Here is a 17,685-nt window from a genome sequence, read left to right as displayed (position 1 = left end):
GGAGAAAACAATATGACTCTGCGTAAATTCGCAGGGCTAGGAGCCCTTTTGTCCCTCGTAATGCCAGGCCTGGCCATGGCGGCAGACGAAGCGGCGGCTCCAGTCCTCAACTCCGGCGATACCGCCTGGATGCTGACCTCCACAGCCCTGGTGCTGTTCATGACCATTCCTGGCCTTGCGCTGTTCTACGGCGGCATGGTGCGGTCGAAAAACATTCTTTCGGTAATGATGCAGTGCTTCGCCATTACCGGCCTGATCACTGTCCTGTGGTTCATCTACGGCTACAGCATGGCGTTCGACACCACCGGGATGGAAGCCGGCGTGGTCAACCTCAATTCCTTTGTGGGCGGTTTCTCCAAGGCCTTCCTGGCGGGCATCACCCCGGCCAGCCTGACCGGCCCGGCTGCGCTGTTCCCTGAAGCGGTGTTCGTCACCTTCCAGATGACCTTCGCCATCATCACTCCAGCGCTGATCGTCGGTGCCTTCGCCGAGCGGATGAAATTCTCCGCCATGCTGATCTTCATGGGCGTGTGGTTCACCCTGGTGTATGCGCCGATCGCCCATATGGTCTGGAGCGGTCCGGGCTCGCTGCTGGGCGACTGGGGCGTGCTGGACTTTGCCGGCGGCACCGTAGTGCACATCAACGCCGGTATCGCGGGCCTGGTGGCCTGCCTGGTGCTGGGCAAGCGCAAGGGTTTCCCGACCACGCCGATGGCGCCACACAACCTGGGTTACACCCTGATGGGCGCAGCCATGCTGTGGATCGGCTGGTTCGGCTTCAACGCCGGTTCCGCCGCTGCCGCCAACGGCACCGCCGGCATGGCCATGCTGGTAACGCAGATCGCGACGGCTGCCGCCGCCCTGGGCTGGATGTTTGCCGAGTGGATCACCCACGGCAAGCCTAGCGCGCTGGGCATCGCTTCGGGTGTGGTCGCAGGCCTGGTGGCAATCACTCCGGCTGCCGGTACCGTTGGCCCGATGGGCGCCCTGATCATCGGTCTGGCGGCCGGTGTGGTGTGCTTCTTCTGCGCCACCAGCCTCAAGCGCAAGCTGGGATATGACGATTCCCTGGACGCCTTTGGCGTGCACGGCATCGGCGGCATTCTCGGTGCGATCCTCACCGGTGTGTTCGCTGCTCCGTCCCTGGGTGGCTTCGGCACCGTGACCGATGTGGCCGCTCAGGTCTGGATCCAGGCCAAGGGCGTGGGTTTCACGGTGATTTACACCGCGATCGTCACCTTCATCATCCTCAAGGTTCTGGACGCGGTCATGGGGCTGCGGGTGAGCGAGGAAGAAGAAGCGGTCGGCCTCGATCTGGCACAACACAACGAGCGTGGTTACAACCTGTAATCGCGCAAGAAAAAAAGCCCGGCTCCGGCCGGGCATTTTTTTGCCTGATGTTTGTCATTGAGAAAGGCTGAAAGGATTTTCTGACAAGCATTGGCGTGTTTGCCGTGACGATTTCCGGCAGGGCAAATGCTTACACTAAAGCAGGATTATTCGGCGCTTTGTTTTTTCCCTGAGCGCGCTAGAATGCGCGCCGAAGCGTGGAGATCGGTATGTGGCAACAGACCCTGATTACCCTGCGGGCCAGGCCCCGGGGCTTTCATCTGGTGACGGACGAGTTGCTCGCCGGCCTGCCTGAGTTGAAGGCATGTCGGGTTGGTCTGCTGCATCTGTGGCTGCAACATACCTCGGCCTCGTTGACCATCAACGAGAACGCCGATCCGGCGGTACGGCGTGACTTCGAGCGTTACTTCAACACCCTGGTGCCTCAAGGCATGGCCGGGTACGAACATAACGACGAAGGCGCGGATGACCTGCCGGCGCACTTCAAGGCCAGTTTGCTAGGCTGTCAGCTGACTTTGCCGGTAGCGGCGGGGCGTCTGGCGTTGGGCATCTGGCAAGGCGTTTATCTGGGCGAGCATCGCGATCATGGCGGTGCTCGCAAAGTCCTTGCCACCTTGCACGGTGATAAGGCATAAGCCGCTGAGTATCAGTGGACGTTGATTTTTTTCCAGCGGCCTTCGACAGTCGGCACAGCTGGGCTATAACTAATCTGCTTTTCGCAAGTCATGAGGTAGAACATGAGCGACGATGATCTGGAAAACGACGACCTCGAAGTAGGTGACGAAGACGAAACCGAAGAAGGTCTTGAAGCGGCTGCCGACGATGTGGCGGAAGACGATGGCAGTGATGTTCCTGCTCCAACCGCCAAAGGCAAGGCCAAGGCTGCCGTCTCGGTAGACGAGCTGCCGAGTGTAGAAGCCAAGAACAAGGAGCGTGATGCACTGGCGCGTGCCATGGAAGAGTTCCTGGCCCGTGGCGGCAAAGTGCAGGAAGTCGAGGCCAACGTGGTCGCCGATCCGCCCAAGAAGCCTGATAACAAGTACGGCAGCCGGCCTATCTGAGCCTTGCACCTTGCTTGCTGAAAAAGCCCGCCGTCGCTGCGGGCTTTTTCATGGGCACCCTTCTCGGAAACGGCGCCGAGCGCCGGCGCTTGCTGTAGGAGCGAGCTTGCTCGCGAAAGCGCCGGTTCAGGCGCCGCGATGCCAGCGGGCAAGCAGCCCGGGTAGTTCAATCAGGCTGCGGATCTCGGCGTCTGGCGCGCGTTCGGCTTCCCAGGTCTTGCCGTTGGGATTGAACCAGATCGCACGCAGCCCTGCCTGCTGTGCGCCGGCAATGTCATCCCCCGGGTGGTCGCCGATATGCACGGCGGTGTCGGCAGTCGCTTCGCCACGCTGCAAGGCTTCGTGGAACAGCCGGGCGTCGGGCTTGGCGATGCCGATGTCCTCGGCGCACAGCGCGAACTTGAAATAGTCCGCCAGGCCCAGGCGGCGCACGTCGGCGTTGCCGTTGGTGACCACGCCAAGGGCGAAGTGATTGGCCAGGGCTTCCAGGGTCGGCTGGACTTCTGGAAAGATCTCCAGCTGATGCCGGGCATGCAGGAAAACTTCAAAACTCTGGTCGGCCAACTGGTTGGCCTGGGCATGGTCATACCCGGCTTCTTCTAGGGCATGAAACAGCACCTGGCGGCGCAGGGCGCTGATCCTGTGCTTGAGGTTCGGCTGGGCGAGCAGCACCCGCTCGCGAATGGCCCACAGATGCTCCACCGGCACGCCTCCGAGATTGGGTGCGTGTTCGGTCAGCCACTGGCGCAGGGTGGCTTCGGCACTGACGATGACCGGGGCGGTATCCCACAGGGTGTCGTCGAGGTCGAAGGTGATCAGCTTGATGGTCATTACTCACCGCCTTTGTTGCGTTTGGCCCGTGGGTGGGCGCTGTCATAGACCGCCGCCAGGTGCTGGAAGTCCAGGTGGGTGTAGATCTGCGTGGTCTTGATGTCCGAATGCCCCAGCAGCTCCTGCACGGCGCGCAGGTCCTGGGAGGATTCCAGCAAATGGCTGGCAAAGGAATGGCGCAGCATGTGCGGGTGCAGGTTCTGCCCCAGTTCGCGCTCGCCGGCGGCCTTGACCCGCAGCTGGATGGCCCGCGGCCCCAGGCGCCGGCCCTTCTGGCTGACGAACAGGGCACCATCAGGCGGGTTGCTCAGGGCGCGCAGGGGGAGCCATTGCTCCAGGGCTGACCGAGCCTTCTTGCCCACCGGCAGGACCCGGGTCTTGCTGCCCTTGCCATGGACCTGCACCAGGCCGTCCGCCAGGTCCAGCTGATCGAGGTTGAGGCTGGTCAGTTCGGAAAGGCGCAGGCCGCAGGAGTAGAAAAGTTCGAGAATCGCCTGGTCGCGGTGGGCCAGGAAGTCGTCTTCCACGGCGCCATCGAGCAACTGCAGGGTGCGGTCGGTGTCCAGGGTCTTGGGCAGGCGTCGTTCGCCCTTGGGCGGCGCCAGGCCGTTGGCCGGGTCGTGAGTGCACAAGCCTTCGCGGTTCAGGTAGTGGTAGAGCCCGCGTACCGCTGACAGCAGGCGCGCCAGGCTGCGGGACGACTGGCCCTGCTGGTGCAGGCGGGCAATCAGGCTGCGCAGGCCCTGGATGTCCAGGTCGGTCCAGCTGCGCACCTGCATTTTCTCGCAGAACTCCAGCACCTTCTCGAGGTCGCGCCGGTAGGCTTGCAGGGTGTGGGGCGACACCTGGCGCTCACTGCGCAGATGCGCGCAGTAGGCGTCCAGCTGTTGTTGCATGGTCAGCGTACCGAGCGCAGCGAGTGGGTGAAGCGCGGCAGAACGCGGCCGGTGACTTCGGCGATGTAGTTGAGGAACAGGGTGCCCACCGAGCTCTTGTAGTGCTGCGGATCACGGCTGGCTATCGCGAGTACGCCATGCATGCCCTGATGCGCCAGGGCCACCACAGCGGTAGAACCGATCTGCTTGCGCTGCTCTTCGCCGAAAAGGAAATCCAGCTCGTGTTCGCGCAGGCTGCCGCTGACGCTCTTGCCTTCGGACAACAGGCCGCCGATGGCGCCCTGGGCTTCGGCGGCGGAGACCCAGCGCCCCACCGGCATGGCGCTGTCGCTGAACAGGATCAGGCTGACGAAGGGCACCTGGAAATCCTGGCGCAGGCTGTCTTCGACGCTCATCACCACTTCTTCCAGGCTGGTGGCGTCCATCAGCGCGAGGATCAGGCGGCGGGTCTTGTCGAACAGCCGGTCGTTGTCCCGGGCCACGTCCATCAGCTGCGAAAGGCGATGGCGCATCTCGATGTTGCGCTCGCGCAGGATCTTCATCTGCCGCTCCACCAGCGATACGGTGTCGCCGCGCTGATGGGGAATGCGCAAGGCCGGGAGCAGTTCATCGTGGTCGACGAAGAAGTCCGGATGGGCCTCCAGGTAGGCGGCGACGGCTGCCGCCTCCAGGTTTTCGGACGGTGATTGGTCGGGCGTTTCGGCAGGAACCTGCGGCTGATCAGTCATGGATTTCGCTCACTTAAAGACGCACCTGTCCTTCGTATACGCGCACTGCCGGGCCGGTCATCATCACCGGTTGGCCAGGGCCTGCCCATTCAATGGACAGGCGCCCGCCCGGCAGGTCGATCAATAGGGGCGAATCCATCCACCCCTGGCTGATCGCGGCCACAGCAGCAGCGCAGGCACCGGTGCCGCAGGCCTGGGTTTCCCCGGCGCCGCGTTCCCAGACCCGCAGTTGCGCGCGCTGGCGGTCCAGGACCTGGAGAAAACCGACGTTGACCCGCGCCGGGAAGCGCGGGTGGTGTTCGATCTTCGGACCCAGCTCGTGCACCGGCGCGCTGTTGATGTCATCCACCCGCAACACGGCGTGGGGGTTGCCCATGGACACCGCGGCCAACTGCACCTGGCGGCCATCGACGTCCAGGGTGTAGCTGTCGGCCTGGGCCGGCGCCTGGAACGGAATGTCCGCCGGTACCAGGCGCGGCGCGCCCATGTTGACGCTGATCTGGCCGTCGTTGCGGATATCCAGCTCGATCACGCCGCTCTTGGTCTCGACGCGGATCTGGCGCTTGGTGGTCAGGCGCTTGTCCAGCACGAAGCGGGCAAAGCAGCGTGCACCATTGCCGCACTGTTCCACTTCGGAGCCGTCGGAGTTGAAGATCCGGTAGCGGAAATCCACATCCGGGTTGCTCGGGGCCTCGACGATCAGCAACTGATCGAAGCCAATCCCGGTATTGCGATCACCCCATTGTTTGGCGTGCTTGGGCAGAATATGCGCGTGCTGGCTGACCAGGTCGAGAACCATGAAGTCATTGCCCAGGCCGTGCATCTTGGTAAAACGCAGCAGCATGGTCTTACTCCGGCAGCAGGCTTTCGCCAGCGAATAACTCGGCTACCGTCTCGCGGCGACGTACTTCAACAGCCTGGTCACCATCGACCAGTACTTCTGCGGCACGGCCGCGGGTGTTGTAGTTCGAGCTCATGACGAAACCATAGGCACCAGCGGAATGCACCGCCAGCAGGTCACCCTCGGCCAGGGCCAGGGTGCGTTCCTTGGCGAGGAAGTCGCCAGTTTCACAGATCGGGCCGACGATGTCGTAGGTACGGGGTTCGGTATCTCGCGGGCGCACGGCGCTGACATCCATCCAGGCCTGGTACAGCGCCGGGCGGATCAGGTCGTTCATGGCGCCGTCGACGATGGCGAAATCCTTGTGTTCGGTGTGCTTGAGGTATTCGACCCGGGTCAGCAGGACGCCGGCGTTGGCCACGATGAAGCGGCCCGGTTCGAATACCAGGGCCAGGTCGCGACCGTCCAGGCGCTCGCGCACGGCCTTGACGTAGTCGGCGGCCAGCGGTGGCTCTTCGTCGCGATAGCGCACGCCCAGGCCGCCACCCAGATCGATGTGGCGCAGGTAGATGCCGCATTCACCGAGGCGGTCCACCAGGTCCAGCAGGCGGTCGAGGGCGTCGATAAAGGGTTCCAGGGTGGTCAGTTGCGAGCCGATATGGCAGTCGACACCGACGATTTCCAGGTTCGGCAGCTGCGCGGCGCGGATGTACACATCCTCGGCGGTGGCAATGTCGATGCCGAACTTGTTTTCCTTGAGCCCGGTGGAGATATAGGGGTGAGTGCCGGCATCCACGTCCGGATTGACCCGCAGCGAGACCGGTGCACGAACGCCCAGCTCGGCCGCTACCAGCTGCAGGCGCTCCAGCTCCTCGGCGGACTCGACGTTGAAGCAGTGGACGCCGACTTCCAGGGCACGACGCATGTCGTCACGGGTCTTGCCAACACCGGAGAAGACAATCTTGTCGGCTTGCCCGCCCGCAGCCAGGACCCGCTCCAGCTCGCCCCGGGAGACGATGTCGAAACCGGCGCCCAGGCGCGCCAGGACATTCAGTACGCCCAGGTTGGAGTTGGCTTTTACCGCGAAGCAAACCAGGTGCGGCATGCCGGACAGGGCCTGGGCATAGGCCTGGTACTGGGCTTCGATGTGCGCACGGGAATAGACGTAGGTGGGCGTACCGAAACGTTCGGCAATGGCGGACAGGGCTACGCCTTCCGCGAACAGCTCCCCGTCGCGGTAGTTAAAAGCGTCCATGGTTTGCCCTTAGTAGGTGTCGTGCTTGTGCGACTGCGATTGCGACTTCGCCTGCTCTTCAGGGGATTTGCTGTCATCAGGCAGGTACAGCGGGCCTTTCTGGCCGCAGGCGGTAACGAGGCAAGCAACCGCGACGAGCGCAGCAAGGGAAGAGATCAGGCGCTTCATGGCGAAATCCTTGAGAATGCGTAAATTGCGCCCGAGTATACCGGCCACCCGGCAGCTTGCCTATGCAGCGTAACTCCCGTCCAGCGGGCCTTTGCCAAGGCCCGGCCGGTGGCTTTGGTCGGGCGGTCGTGCAATGGGCGTCGCATTTATTTCCTCGTTCGGTATCCTTTGCATTCGCCGGGGAGCGCCCGTATCTTGCGGCGCTTGAGCGTGAGTAGACACTTTTCGAGGTTCCCGCAATGAGTTTGACCGAAGCCCGTTTTCACGACCTGGTGGATGCCACCCAGCAGACGCTGGAGGATATTTTCGATGAGAGCGACCTGGACATCGACCTGGAAAGCTCGGCCGGGGTGCTCACCGTCAAGTTCGACAACGGCAGCCAGGTGATCTTCAGTCGCCAGGAGCCTTTGCGCCAACTCTGGCTGGCCGCGCGTTCGGGTGGTTTCCACTTCGACTACGACGAGGAAAGCGAGCGCTGGATGTGCGACAAGAGCGAAGAGCAGTTGGGGGAAATGCTGGAACGCATTGTCCTGGAGCAGGCCGACATCAAGCTTGAGTTCGAAGGGCTCTGATACCGTGACCCAGCCCGCCCCGGCCCGACCGCCCAAGCCGCTCTACAGCAACGTCAGCCCGGCGGTGAGTTCACCGTGCATCAGCCTTTGTCGCCTCGATGAGGAGAAGGTCTGTCGCGGCTGTTTTCGCCATGTGGAGGACATCCGTGAATGGCGTTCGGCCGATGATCAGCGCCGGCGAGTGATCTGCGCCCAGGCGCTGCAGCGCAAACAGAGTGCGGCGGCAGGCGAGATTTAGCTTCGTACTCGTACGGTTTGTTTATTCAGTGTGCTGTGATAGTGTCCAGCTTCGCCTCGCTACATCGAGGCCGGTGAGAACCCCGTCTTATTTGGCGGGGTTTTGCTTTTTTGTGCAGAAAAAATAGGAGTCAGCCAGGATCATGAGTACTGCACCATCCATCATCCTTACCCGCCTTGACGTGCAACGTCTGGAGCGCCTGATCGACAGTCTGGACGACTCGCTGCCAGGTGTCATTGCACTGCAAACCGAGTTGGATCGTGCCGAAACGCTGGTGGGTCACGATGAAGTACCGGCCGGTGTCGTAACCATGAATTCGCGTGTGCATTGCCGTGAAGAAAGCAGCGGCAAGGACTACCACCTGACCCTGGTGTATCCACAGGACGCCAACGCCGACGAAGGCAAGATTTCCATCCTGGCACCGGTGGGCAGCGCTCTGCTGGGCCTGCAGGTAGGCCAGTACATCGACTGGCCGGCTCCGGGTGGCAAGACCTTGAAGCTGACCCTGCTGGAAGTTGAATACCAGCCGGAAGCCGCAGGCGACTACCACCTCTGATCCTTGGCTAGACCTGCTCGAGCGCGTCGTTCAGTGCGCGCTCCAGGCTGGCCTTGTAGCGCAGATACAGGATGCTCGGGCTTTGCACGTCACCGAGCAGCCCTGAAAGATCCAGGTCAGTGATGTAGCAGCGATAGCGCTCTGTTTCATGGCGCTGCCCGACGATTTCCTGGGCCACCGCGGCGAACAGTTGATCGCCATATTCCAGATCGGAAAACTCCCGTTGATTGCAGTACAGCGAGACCTGCACCTGGTCCGGTGCGGCCTTGCCGATGATCGCCTGTACGTCATAGAAGGCTTTGTCCACCGGCGTCGGTGGGGCTGGCCGCGGCTCTACCCGACGTGCGCGGCCCGTGCCTGAGGGCAGAATCTGCAAGTAGAGTGTGTCCAAAGGTTTCTCGGGCTGGTTGCTGTCCATCGGCAGCAGCGCCTCGCGGCGGTAGAGAATCGACTGCAGGAAGCGCTGCAGGGGCACCAGCAGGCTGTGTTCGTCGTGATAGGGCAGGGTCTGCTGCCACAGCGCGTTGTACTCATCGAGCACGTAAAGCTCCGCGTACTCGTCGATGATCCGATAGAACACCTGGATGCAGTCCGGCTGGCCCATGGGCAGGATCAGCGCCAGGTCGTGGTCTTCCAGGGCCATCGGGTCAAGGTGCAGTGGGCTGTAGCGGCTCTGCTCCTGCCCCAGGTACTCCAGCAATGCGGCAGGGGTTGCCATGGCCCGGTGCCGAACCTGCCCGGGCACCAGTTCAAGCACGTGGTAGTGCTGCTGCACCTGGATCAGGTAGCGGTAGTTGAGCTGGCTGAGCAAAAGGTTGTGCGCGGTTTCGAACAGTTCTTCCACCCGGCGGGCAATGAATTGCGCGCGGTTGTGACAGAAGCAGCGTACCCGCAGCCGCGGCTGCGTGCCGCCCGGCAGATTGTTCAGGTAGTCCCGCAGGCAGTCGAGCAGCGCATGCTCGGCGTCGTAGCGGCCGACCATTACCTCGTTCCAGCTATTGAGGGTGACCTGATCCAGGGTCAGCACCAGATTCTCGCGTACCCCGGCATAGCTCAGGGAGTCGGTGCGCTCGGTGGTCATCAGAATGTTCAGGTCGCGGTGGTGCTTGAGGGGGTCGACCCCGACGTTCACCAGGATCAGCACTTCGCAGGGCACGGCGGCGTGCAGCAATTGTTCCTCGCTGACCGTCGTCAAAGGCAGTGGCACGGTCTGCTGCAGGCTGCCCAGCAGGTTGAACAGTTCGAATTCGCTCAGGTCGCTGCTGCCCGGGTGCAGGGCCAGGCGGGTACTGCTGTCGATCACGCCGTTGCGATGGCACCAGGTAAGCAGCTCCAGCAGCTCGCGACTGCGCTTGATCGGGGCGAAATGCTCCCACTCCAGGGCGGTCAGGCTGCCGTTGTACAGTCCCCAATGGTTCTGTCCGGGTTCCTTCTTGTTCGGCGACTGCACCAGGGTCAGGGTGTCTTCAGCCAGGTCCGGGGCAATGCCGGGGTTGATGAACTCGATCTTCCCGGCCTTGCGCTCGAAGGCCGCGTACAGGCGCCGGCCCAGGACATTCAGGTCACGCTTGTTGATCAGGCTGGCGGCCTGCTCGGTGCGGGCGAACTGGGTCAGGAAGCGATAGCTGTAGTTGAGCTCGTTGACCAGGGCCCTGCGCTCGCTGCTGACCTGGCGCACCTTCCACTGGCTGCGGCTGTCCAGCAAGGCCAGTTGGCGTTGGTCCCAGCCCCATTCACTGGCCAGGCGCTCCAGTAGAGCGCGCTGCCAGTTCGGGCTGCGGGTGGTGTTGCCGACGGTAAGCTTGCGGTTGACCTTGAGGTACAGGCTGCGCCGTACCAGCTCCAGGCGCTCCGGCTCGCCGCGAGCCTTGAGGTATTCCTCGATGCGCCGGTAGACCACGATGTAGGGGTCCAGCTCATCCAGGTCCAGGCGGTTGGCAAACACCGCCTGCTTGAAGCGCAGGCTCAGGCACTGGACCTTGGGATGCTCGCTGGCATAGACCTCGATCAGCAGCAGCTTGAGTACGGACTTGTAGGGCGACTCGATGCCCTTGAACAGTTGCCACAGCCCGGCGCCGATGAACTCGCCGGGCGGAATGCGTGCCATGTGGCCCAGGTCGAGGTTTTCCTCGGCGGGGACAAAGCGCTTGGACAGCAGGGTGTCGATGTACTGTTCGTAACGGCGTTCTTCGTACACCGGTACCAGCCACCACAACGGCGTGCGCCCGGCCAGCCAGATCGCGGTGCGGTAGAACTCGTCCAGCAGCAGGTAGTGCTGGGTGGTGCCGCAGTCGTCCGAACTCAGCTGAGTGTCCCGCTCCCCGCGGACAAAGCGATTGGGGTCGATCAGGAAAAAATGAGCTTCAGCACCCTGGCCGGCCGCCCAGGTCTCCAGCAATTGGCACTTCTTCTGCAACTCGGCCAACTCGTTTTCTCCCAGATCCGGCGCATGGCACACCCACACGTCCATGTCGCTCTGGTCTGCCTGGGCCAGGGTCCCCAGGCTGCCCATGAGAAACAGGCCATGAATCGGCCGTGGCGGGTTGCCGTGGCGCGGCTTGTAGGAAAACGATCGGGTCAGGCGCTGGGCTTCGGCCAGGGCCTGGGGGTCGGGTTCGTAGCAGGAAAGCCCCGCCGGGGTGGCTCCGGATACATAACCGGGCAACAACGGGTGATTGACGTGAAAGAACAGCGGCAACAGGTTGAGGACCAACTGCTGGCGTGTCGACAGCCCTTCCATTGCCCGGGCCATGCGCCCTTCATTGAGCTTCAGGAAACGCGCACGCAGTTGGCTGAGAACCTTGCGATCGATTCCTTCATCCAGATCGGGACGGATTTCATGGGTATGGGGCATTTCAAGCGGAGCTCGAACGTGGCGGTATTGAAGACGGCGAGCAGTTTACCGTCAGACAGGGCTCAGCCTTAAACTGATTTTATTTTTTGACGCCAGATTTCTAGCGTATTCAGAAGGAGGCGCCTACGGAATCCGACAGACGGGAACCCCGCAGGCCGATGCAGGTTGTTCAGGCGACTTCTTTGACGTTCAGGATGGTCAGCAGGCCCTGGGCATGTTCAGCGGCGTCCCGCCCGAGGCTGGTCAGATAGCCTCCATCGGGTTGGGTGATCAGTTCCTTGTCAAACAGGCGTTGGGCGGCGGCGATGGCAGAAGGGGCGGCGGTCTGATGGATTTTCAGGCCTTCCTGGGAGTTGTCCAGGTTGAAGAGTGCAAGGATTTCCAGTTCGGCAACCAACTCAGGGGTATACGACATAAGGACTCCAGACTTTCTAGGAATTAGAGGTCAGCGTTCTTAAGGTGAACGCAGAAAGGCGGCGTGTCCAGCGTTCGCTGAGGAGTTTTATCCCCGGGTGCAGCGGTATTTGGCCGCAGGGTGGTGGCAGTGTAGTCGGGGCGCGAGGCACGGGCGGGAAAGAGTGCCGGAGCCTGCGCTCCGGCAGCGCGGTGTCACTGCTTTTCGGGAGGCAGTTCCGGCAGGGCGCGAAGGGCGGCTTCGTACCATTGGGTGTCGAAGGCGCGGTCCTGTTCGAGGATGGCGTCGATCTCGATCGCCAGTACATGGGCCATCAGATTGAGGATTTCCTCGCGCTCGTAGCCCACCAGGGTGAGCTTGTTGAACGTGGCCTTGGCCGCTGGTGGGTTGTCGCTTTCGATCTGGTTCTCGATCGCTTCGATCAGGGTATTTTCGGCGAACTCTTCTTCGTCGGTGTCGATATCGGTTGGCTCGCTCATGGCAGGCTCCTCAAGGAAAGGTCGCCAGTTTACTCGTATTCAGCGGCTCGATGCTGCTGGCCAGAGTGGGATTAACCTTCTATAAAAACCCCCTGCCAACCCCTGCACGGCCTGGAGGCTACGGGATGTTCAAGCTCTATGGGTTCGCCATCAGCAACTACTACAACATGGTCAAGCTGGCCTTGCTGGAGAAGGGGCTGCCTTTCGAAGAGGTGCTGTTCTACGCCGGCCAGAGCCCAGAGGCGCTGGCTATCAGCCCTCGGGGCAAGGTTCCGGTACTGGAGGTGGAGCAGGGCTTCATCAGCGAAACCAGTGCGATTCTCGATTACCTGGAGCAGGTGCGGACGGCGCCGGCGCTGTTGCCGAAGGATGCGTTCGAACGTGCCCAGGTGCTGGCACTGGCCAAGGAGATCGAACTGTACATAGAGCTGCCGGCCCGGGCCTGTTTCCCTGAAGCGTTCTTCGGCGCGACCCTGCCCGAGGCGATCAAGGAGAGGGCCGGGATCGAATTGCTACAAGGCTTTGCCGCATTGCGCCGGCATGCCCGGTTCGCCCCTTATGTAGCGGGCGCCAGCCTGAGTGTGGCGGACCTGTATTTTCAGTACAGCGTGAACCTTGCCCTGATAGTCGGGGACAAGTTGTTCGGAATCGATTTTTTGGCCGAGATGCCCGAGGCCCGGGCCTTGCTCGAGCGCCTGGAGCAGACCCCCAACGCTCGGCGCATCGCCGCTGACAAGGCGGCACTGATGGCCGCCAGAAGGTCAGGGCGCTAGGAACCTGCTCGCACCGGCAGAGGATGCCGGTGTGGGCAGGCTCGCAAGGGCTTAGCGGCTGGCCAGCAGGGCCTGGCCGCGGGCCACTGCCGCCCGGACCTGGGCCGGTGCGGTGCCGCCGATGTGGTTACGGGCATTCACCGAGCCTTCCAGGGTCAGCACGGCGAACACGTCCTGTTCGATCTGGTCGCTGAACTTGCGCAGCTCTTCCAGGCTCATTTCCGCCAGGTCCTTGCCGGTTTCCACGCCGTACTTCACCGCATGGCCGACGATTTCGTGACAGTCGCGGAACGGCAGGCCACGGCGTACCAGGTAGTCCGCCAGGTCGGTGGCGGTGGAAAAACCGCGCAGGGCCGCCTCGCGCATGATGGCGTGCTTGGGCTTGATGGCCGGGATCATGTCGGCGAAGGCCCGCAGCGAATCGCGCAGGGTATCGGCGGCGTCGAACAGTGGTTCCTTGTCTTCCTGGTTGTCCTTGTTGTAGGCCAGGGGCTGGCCTTTCATCAGGGTCAATAGGCCCATCAGCGCGCCGAATACCCGGCCGCTCTTGCCCCGTACCAGTTCCGGCACGTCGGGGTTTTTCTTTTGCGGCATGATCGAGCTGCCGGTGCAGAAACGGTCCGGCAGGTCGATGAACTGGAATTGCGCGCTGGTCCACAGCACCAGCTCTTCGGAAAACCGCGACAGGTGCATCATCGCTACGCTGGCAGCGGCGCAGAATTCAATGGCGAAGTCCCGGTCCGAAACGCTGTCCAGGGAGTTGCCGCCCACGCCTTCGAAGCCCAGCAACTGGCAGGTCAGCTCGCGGTCGATCGGGTAGGTGGTGCCGGCCAGCGCGGCGCTGCCCAGGGGCATGCGGTTGGTGCGCTTGCGGCAGTCCACCAGGCGCTCGTAGTCACGGCTGAGCATCTCGAACCAGGCCAGCATGTGGTGGCCGAAGGTCACCGGCTGGGCAGTCTGCAAGTGGGTGAAGCCCGGCATGATGCTCTCGGCTTCACGCTCGGCCAGCTCCAGCAGGCCTTTTTGCAGGCGGGTGATTTCACCGAGGATCAGGTCGATCTCGTCCCGCAGCCACAGGCGGATGTCGGTGGCCACCTGGTCGTTGCGGCTGCGGCCGGTGTGCAGTTTCTTGCCGGTGATGCCGATGCGGTCGGTCAGGCGCGCTTCGATGTTCATGTGCACGTCTTCGAGGTCCACGCGCCAGTCGAAACGGCCAGCCTCGATCTCGCCCTGGATGGTCTTCAGGCCGTCGATGATGCTGTCGCGCTCGGCATCAGTGAGCACGCCGACCTTGGCCAGCATGGTGGCGTGGGCGATGGAGCCCATGATGTCATGGCGATACAGGCGCTGGTCGAAAGTGACAGAGGCGGTGAAGCGGGCGACGAAGGCGTCGACGGGTTCACTGAAGCGGCCGCCCCAGGACTGATTGGTCTTGTCAGTGCTCATGAATTCGCTCGTGATCTGCTGAAGGAAGATGGCGTGAAAAACAGGCGCCGATAATAACAGGGTTGCCCGGGCTGTCGCTGGCGCTGGTCGGCAGCTTTTTTCTGCGCCGGACACCTGGGTGGCTTGTCGCCGGCCTCGGGGGCGCAGAGACTGAGGTCGGCGCAGTCGTAGGTGCTTCCTGCGAGGTGAGCGCCTTGAGTGCGGAAGGTGATATCGGTCAAACGATATTTATCGATTGAGCAATATCGTCTTGGCAACCGTCTACAGTTGGACAGGAGGACCGGCACAATTGCGTAACACCCCTCGCGTGTTCGCAGTGGGCCCCTCCAGCAAGTTCACACCGCACAGGGCCAGGCAATCCGTCCACCAAACGAGACGGGTGCGGGCAGGGTGGGCGGCGACCACAATCACGAGGGGGGCTTTGTGTTGAATACCAGCATTCCCTGCGACGTCGTCGCGCATCAGCCGACCTTGAGCGGTATCGGGCAGGCACGGGCAAATATTGGTGCCCGACTTGCGGCACTTTTTGGCCTTCGCACTAGTCTTAGCGTGGATCGCGGTGACGGACGTCACTCCACCTGTCTACGCTATCCTTGTGCGAGACTCACGCAGGAATCCAGCGCAATATGAATGTCCTGATCGTTGATGACGAACCCCTAGCCCGCGAGCGCCTGAGCCGGATGGTCAGTGAGCTCGAGGGATACAGTGTCCTGGAGCCTAGCGCCACCAATGGCGAAGAGGCGTTGAGCCTGATCGACAGCCTGAAGCCGGATATCGTCTTGCTCGACGTCCGCATGCCAGGGCTGGACGGTCTGCAGGTCGCCGGCAAGCTGTGCGAGCGCGAGACGCCTCCGGCGCTGGTGTTCTGCGCTGCGCCGGACGAATTCGCCCTGGAGGCCTTCGATGCCAGCGGCGTCGTCCACCTGGTCAAGCCAGTGCGCTCCGAGCTGTTGCTGGAGGCCTTGAAAAAGGCCGAGAAGCCCAACCGTGTACAACTGGCGGCACTGACCCGGCCCGCGGCCGAAAGCGGTAACGGCCCGCGCAGCCATATCAGCGCCCGTACGCGCAAAGGCATCGAGCTCATCCCCCTGGCCCAGGTGGTGTATTTCATCGCCGACCATAAATACGTGACCCTGCGCCACGAGGGCGGCGAGGTGCTTCTGGATGAGCCCCTGAAGGCTCTGGAAGATGAATTCGGCGACCGCTTTGTGCGTATCCACCGCAATGCGCTGGTGGCCCGCGAGCGTATCGAGCGTCTGCAGCGCACACCGTTGGGGCACTTCCAGTTGTACCTCAAGGGCCTCAATGGCGATGCGCTGATTGTCAGCCGGCGGCATGTGGCGGGCGTGCGCAAGATGATGCAACAGCTCTAGGCCAGGGTTTGACCCCTGCAATGGGTGAAGCCTGGCGTCGGGAGGAGGCTAGGTTTCTGATACAAGTCAAAGCTGATTTGGTTGAGCTGTTATTATCTGCCGTATCTATTCAGTACGGATTGATCCATGTCCTCTCGCGAAATCCGCATCGCTACCCGCAAAAGTGCTCTGGCCTTGTGGCAGGCCGAATACGTCAAAGCCCGTCTGCAAGAGGCCCATCCGGGTCTTGTCGTGACCCTGGTGCCCATGGTCAGCCGCGGCGACAAACTATTGGACTCGCCCTTGTCGAAAATCGGTGGCAAGGGTCTGTTCGTCAAGGAACTGGAAACCGCGCTGCTGGAAAACCAGGCTGATATCGCCGTGCACTCGATGAAAGATGTGCCCATGGACTTCCCCGAAGGCCTGGGTCTGTTCTGCATCTGCGAGCGCGAAGACCCGCGTGATGCCTTTGTTTCCAACACCTACGCCAGCCTCGACGAGTTGCCTGAAGGCAGCGTGGTGGGCACCTCCAGCCTGCGCCGTCAGGCTCAGTTACTGACCCGTCGCCCCGACCTGCAGATCCGTTTTCTGCGGGGCAACGTCAATACCCGTCTGGCCAAGCTGGACGCTGGCGAATACGACGCCATCATCCTCGCGGCCGCTGGCTTGATCCGCCTCGGATTCGAGGATCGCATCAGCTCCTCCATCAGTGTCGACGACAGCCTGCCCGCCGGTGGCCAGGGCGCCGTCGGCATCGAGTGCCGCAGTGCCGACATTGAAATCCACGCCTTGCTGGCCCCCCTGCATCACGCCGACACGGCCAGCCGGGTAACCGCCGAGCGCGCACTGAACAAGCACCTCAACGGTGGTTGCCAGGTGCCAATTGCCTGCTATGCGGTGCTGGAAGGCGAGCAGATCTGGCTGCGCGGCCTGGTGGGCGAGCCTAGCGGCGGCCTGCTGCTCAGCGCCGAAGCTCGTGGCCCTCGCGCATCGGCCGCCGAGCTGGGTGTGCAAGTGGCGGATGCCCTGCTGGCCCAGGGCGCCGATGACATTCTGCGCGCGGTCTACGGCGAGGCGGGCGAGGAGTGACTGGCTGGCGCCTGCTGCTGACCCGGCCGGCCGAGGACTGCGCCGCGCTGGCGGCGATCCTGGCGCAGTCCGAGATCTTGAGCAGCAGCCTGCCATTGCTGGAAATCCAGGCGTTGCCGGTCAGTGACTCGCAGCGGGCTACCCTGCTGGCATTCGACCAGTACTGTGCGGTGATTGTGGTCAGCAAGCCGGCGGCGCATCTTGGCCTGGAGCTGTTGCGCCAGTATTGGCCGCAACCACCAGACCAGGCCTGGTTCACCGTAGGCGCCGCTACCGCGCAGATCCTTGCGGATGCCGGCTTGCCAGTGGCCTATCCCCAGCAGGGCGATGACAGTGAAGCCTTGCTTGAACTTCCCCAATTGCGCGAGGCTATCCGCCGGCCTGATCCACGGGTGTTGATCGTGCGCGGGGAGGGTGGGCGCGAGCTGCTCTCTGAGCGCTTGCGCGCCCTAGGTGCTAGTGTCGATTATCTGGAACTCTACCGCCGCTGCCTGCCGCACTACGCCGAAGGCGCGTTGCTCCAGCGGATTGAAGTGGAACGCTTGAACGGGCTGGTGGTCAGCAGTGGACAAGGTTTCAGCCACTTGCGGCAGCTGGCGGGGCCCGCCTGGCCGCAACTGGCGAAGATGCCGTTGTTTGTTCCAAGCCCCCGGGTCGCCGACATGGCGCACGCCGCAGGGGCGGAAAAAGTTGTGGATTGTCGCGGCGCCAGTGCCGCGGCTTTGCTAACGGCGTTACGGGAGCAACCCGTGCCCGTTCTCTAAACGCAAAGGATGGATAC

General features: G+C 62.6%; 20 protein-coding genes. 10 read left to right on the top strand and 10 right to left on the bottom strand.

Features of this window, described 5'->3' with window-relative positions:
• Nucleotides 1-12 precede the first annotated feature (12 nt).
• From PFLCHA0_RS29810 to sutA, 3 genes are all read left to right on the top strand, one after another.
• A complete protein-coding gene (locus PFLCHA0_RS29810) occupies nucleotides 13-1,350 on the top strand; it encodes an ammonium transporter (RefSeq protein WP_011064191.1) in 1,338 nt (445 codons plus the stop codon).
• A gap of 209 nt (nucleotides 1,351-1,559) precedes the next feature.
• On the top strand, nucleotides 1,560-1,985 hold the full coding sequence (locus PFLCHA0_RS29805; protein WP_011064190.1) for a secondary thiamine-phosphate synthase enzyme YjbQ: 426 nt from the start codon (nucleotides 1,560-1,562) through the stop codon (nucleotides 1,983-1,985).
• A 102-nt stretch (nucleotides 1,986-2,087) separates the two neighbouring features.
• Nucleotides 2,088-2,411 carry a transcriptional regulator SutA gene (sutA, locus tag PFLCHA0_RS29800; RefSeq protein ID WP_007926654.1) on the top strand — a complete coding sequence of 108 codons (324 nt, stop codon included), beginning with the start codon at nucleotides 2,088-2,090 and terminating at the stop codon, nucleotides 2,409-2,411.
• Nucleotides 2,412-2,537: 126 nt separating this feature from the next.
• Here sutA and PFLCHA0_RS29795 read toward each other — a convergent pair whose 3' ends face one another.
• Genes PFLCHA0_RS29795 through lptM form a run of 6 tightly spaced genes read right to left on the bottom strand, consistent with a single transcriptional unit; the run spans nucleotide 2,538 to nucleotide 7,130 of the window.
• Nucleotides 2,538-3,242 carry an HAD family hydrolase gene (locus tag PFLCHA0_RS29795; RefSeq protein ID WP_015637455.1) on the bottom strand — a complete coding sequence of 235 codons (705 nt, stop codon included), beginning with the start codon at nucleotides 3,240-3,242 and terminating at the stop codon, nucleotides 2,538-2,540.
• Nucleotides 3,242-4,138 (bottom strand): tyrosine recombinase XerC, encoded by an 897-nt coding sequence (xerC, locus tag PFLCHA0_RS29790; RefSeq protein WP_015637454.1) that lies wholly within the window; start codon nucleotides 4,136-4,138, stop codon nucleotides 3,242-3,244. The genes PFLCHA0_RS29795 and xerC overlap by 1 nt, the downstream gene beginning before the upstream one ends.
• A 2-nt stretch (nucleotides 4,139-4,140) precedes the next feature.
• Nucleotides 4,141-4,866 carry a DUF484 family protein gene (locus PFLCHA0_RS29785; protein ID WP_011064187.1) on the bottom strand — a complete coding sequence of 242 codons (726 nt, stop codon included), beginning with the start codon at nucleotides 4,864-4,866 and terminating at the stop codon, nucleotides 4,141-4,143.
• Between the two features lie 13 nt (nucleotides 4,867-4,879).
• Nucleotides 4,880-5,710, bottom strand: coding sequence for a diaminopimelate epimerase (gene dapF / locus PFLCHA0_RS29780; protein ID WP_011064186.1), 831 nt, complete (start codon nucleotides 5,708-5,710; stop codon nucleotides 4,880-4,882).
• Between the two features lie 4 nt (nucleotides 5,711-5,714).
• Nucleotides 5,715-6,962, bottom strand: coding sequence for a diaminopimelate decarboxylase (gene lysA, locus PFLCHA0_RS29775; protein WP_015637453.1), 1,248 nt, complete (start codon nucleotides 6,960-6,962; stop codon nucleotides 5,715-5,717).
• A gap of 9 nt (nucleotides 6,963-6,971) precedes the next feature.
• Nucleotides 6,972-7,130: an LPS translocon maturation chaperone LptM gene (lptM, locus tag PFLCHA0_RS31520; protein WP_011064184.1), complete on the bottom strand. Its 159-nt coding sequence runs from the start codon at nucleotides 7,128-7,130 to the stop codon at nucleotides 6,972-6,974.
• Between the two features lie 239 nt (nucleotides 7,131-7,369).
• Here lptM and cyaY point away from each other — a divergent pair, with 239 nt between their 5' ends.
• The 3 genes from cyaY to rnk all read left to right on the top strand — a co-directional run bounded on the left by cyaY (nucleotide 7,370) and on the right by rnk (nucleotide 8,496).
• Complete coding sequence (gene cyaY, locus PFLCHA0_RS29765; RefSeq protein ID WP_011064183.1) at nucleotides 7,370-7,702, top strand: iron donor protein CyaY; 333 nt, start codon at nucleotides 7,370-7,372, stop codon at nucleotides 7,700-7,702.
• A gap of 4 nt (nucleotides 7,703-7,706) precedes the next feature.
• Nucleotides 7,707-7,940: a DUF1289 domain-containing protein gene (locus PFLCHA0_RS29760; protein ID WP_015637452.1), complete on the top strand. Its 234-nt coding sequence runs from the start codon at nucleotides 7,707-7,709 to the stop codon at nucleotides 7,938-7,940.
• Nucleotides 7,941-8,082: 142 nt separating this feature from the next.
• Nucleotides 8,083-8,496 (top strand): nucleoside diphosphate kinase regulator, encoded by a 414-nt coding sequence (rnk, locus tag PFLCHA0_RS29755; protein WP_011064182.1) that lies wholly within the window; start codon nucleotides 8,083-8,085, stop codon nucleotides 8,494-8,496.
• Nucleotides 8,497-8,503: 7 nt separating this feature from the next.
• On the opposite strand, the gene PFLCHA0_RS29750 is transcribed toward rnk, so the two are convergent.
• From PFLCHA0_RS29750 to PFLCHA0_RS29740, 3 genes are all read right to left on the bottom strand, one after another.
• Complete coding sequence (locus PFLCHA0_RS29750; RefSeq protein WP_015637451.1) at nucleotides 8,504-11,350, bottom strand: class I adenylate cyclase; 2,847 nt, start codon at nucleotides 11,348-11,350, stop codon at nucleotides 8,504-8,506.
• 169 nt (nucleotides 11,351-11,519) lie between these two features.
• The gene (locus tag PFLCHA0_RS29745; protein ID WP_011064180.1) at nucleotides 11,520-11,765 is read right to left on the bottom strand and encodes a TIGR02647 family protein; all 246 of its coding nucleotides are present in this window, start codon (nucleotides 11,763-11,765) and stop codon (nucleotides 11,520-11,522) included.
• Between the two features lie 194 nt (nucleotides 11,766-11,959).
• Complete coding sequence (locus PFLCHA0_RS29740; RefSeq protein WP_011064179.1) at nucleotides 11,960-12,244, bottom strand: hypothetical protein; 285 nt, start codon at nucleotides 12,242-12,244, stop codon at nucleotides 11,960-11,962.
• A 125-nt stretch (nucleotides 12,245-12,369) separates the two neighbouring features.
• Here PFLCHA0_RS29740 and PFLCHA0_RS29735 point away from each other — a divergent pair, with 125 nt between their 5' ends.
• Entirely contained in the window at nucleotides 12,370-13,017 is a 648-nt protein-coding gene (locus tag PFLCHA0_RS29735; RefSeq protein WP_015637450.1) for a glutathione S-transferase, read from the top strand.
• 51 nt (nucleotides 13,018-13,068) lie between these two features.
• Here PFLCHA0_RS29735 and argH read toward each other — a convergent pair whose 3' ends face one another.
• Nucleotides 13,069-14,463 (bottom strand): argininosuccinate lyase, encoded by a 1,395-nt coding sequence (gene argH / locus PFLCHA0_RS29730; RefSeq protein ID WP_015637449.1) that lies wholly within the window; start codon nucleotides 14,461-14,463, stop codon nucleotides 13,069-13,071.
• A 626-nt stretch (nucleotides 14,464-15,089) separates the two neighbouring features.
• Here argH and PFLCHA0_RS29725 point away from each other — a divergent pair.
• From PFLCHA0_RS29725 to PFLCHA0_RS29715, 3 genes are all read left to right on the top strand, one after another.
• Nucleotides 15,090-15,836 (top strand): LytR/AlgR family response regulator transcription factor, encoded by a 747-nt coding sequence (locus PFLCHA0_RS29725; protein WP_011064176.1) that lies wholly within the window; start codon nucleotides 15,090-15,092, stop codon nucleotides 15,834-15,836.
• Nucleotides 15,837-15,962: 126 nt separating this feature from the next.
• Entirely contained in the window at nucleotides 15,963-16,904 is a 942-nt protein-coding gene (hemC, locus tag PFLCHA0_RS29720; protein ID WP_011064175.1) for a hydroxymethylbilane synthase, read from the top strand.
• Entirely contained in the window at nucleotides 16,901-17,668 is a 768-nt protein-coding gene (locus PFLCHA0_RS29715) for a uroporphyrinogen-III synthase (RefSeq protein ID WP_011064174.1), read from the top strand. Before hemC ends, PFLCHA0_RS29715 begins: the two co-directional genes overlap by 4 nt.
• Nucleotides 17,669-17,685: the final 17 nt, after the last annotated feature.

The organism is Pseudomonas protegens CHA0, assembly GCF_000397205.1.
Lineage (GTDB): Bacteria > Pseudomonadota > Gammaproteobacteria > Pseudomonadales > Pseudomonadaceae > Aquipseudomonas > Aquipseudomonas protegens.
The sequence above is the reverse complement of the archived record's forward strand: the minus strand, read 5'-3'. Positions and strand labels throughout refer to the sequence as shown.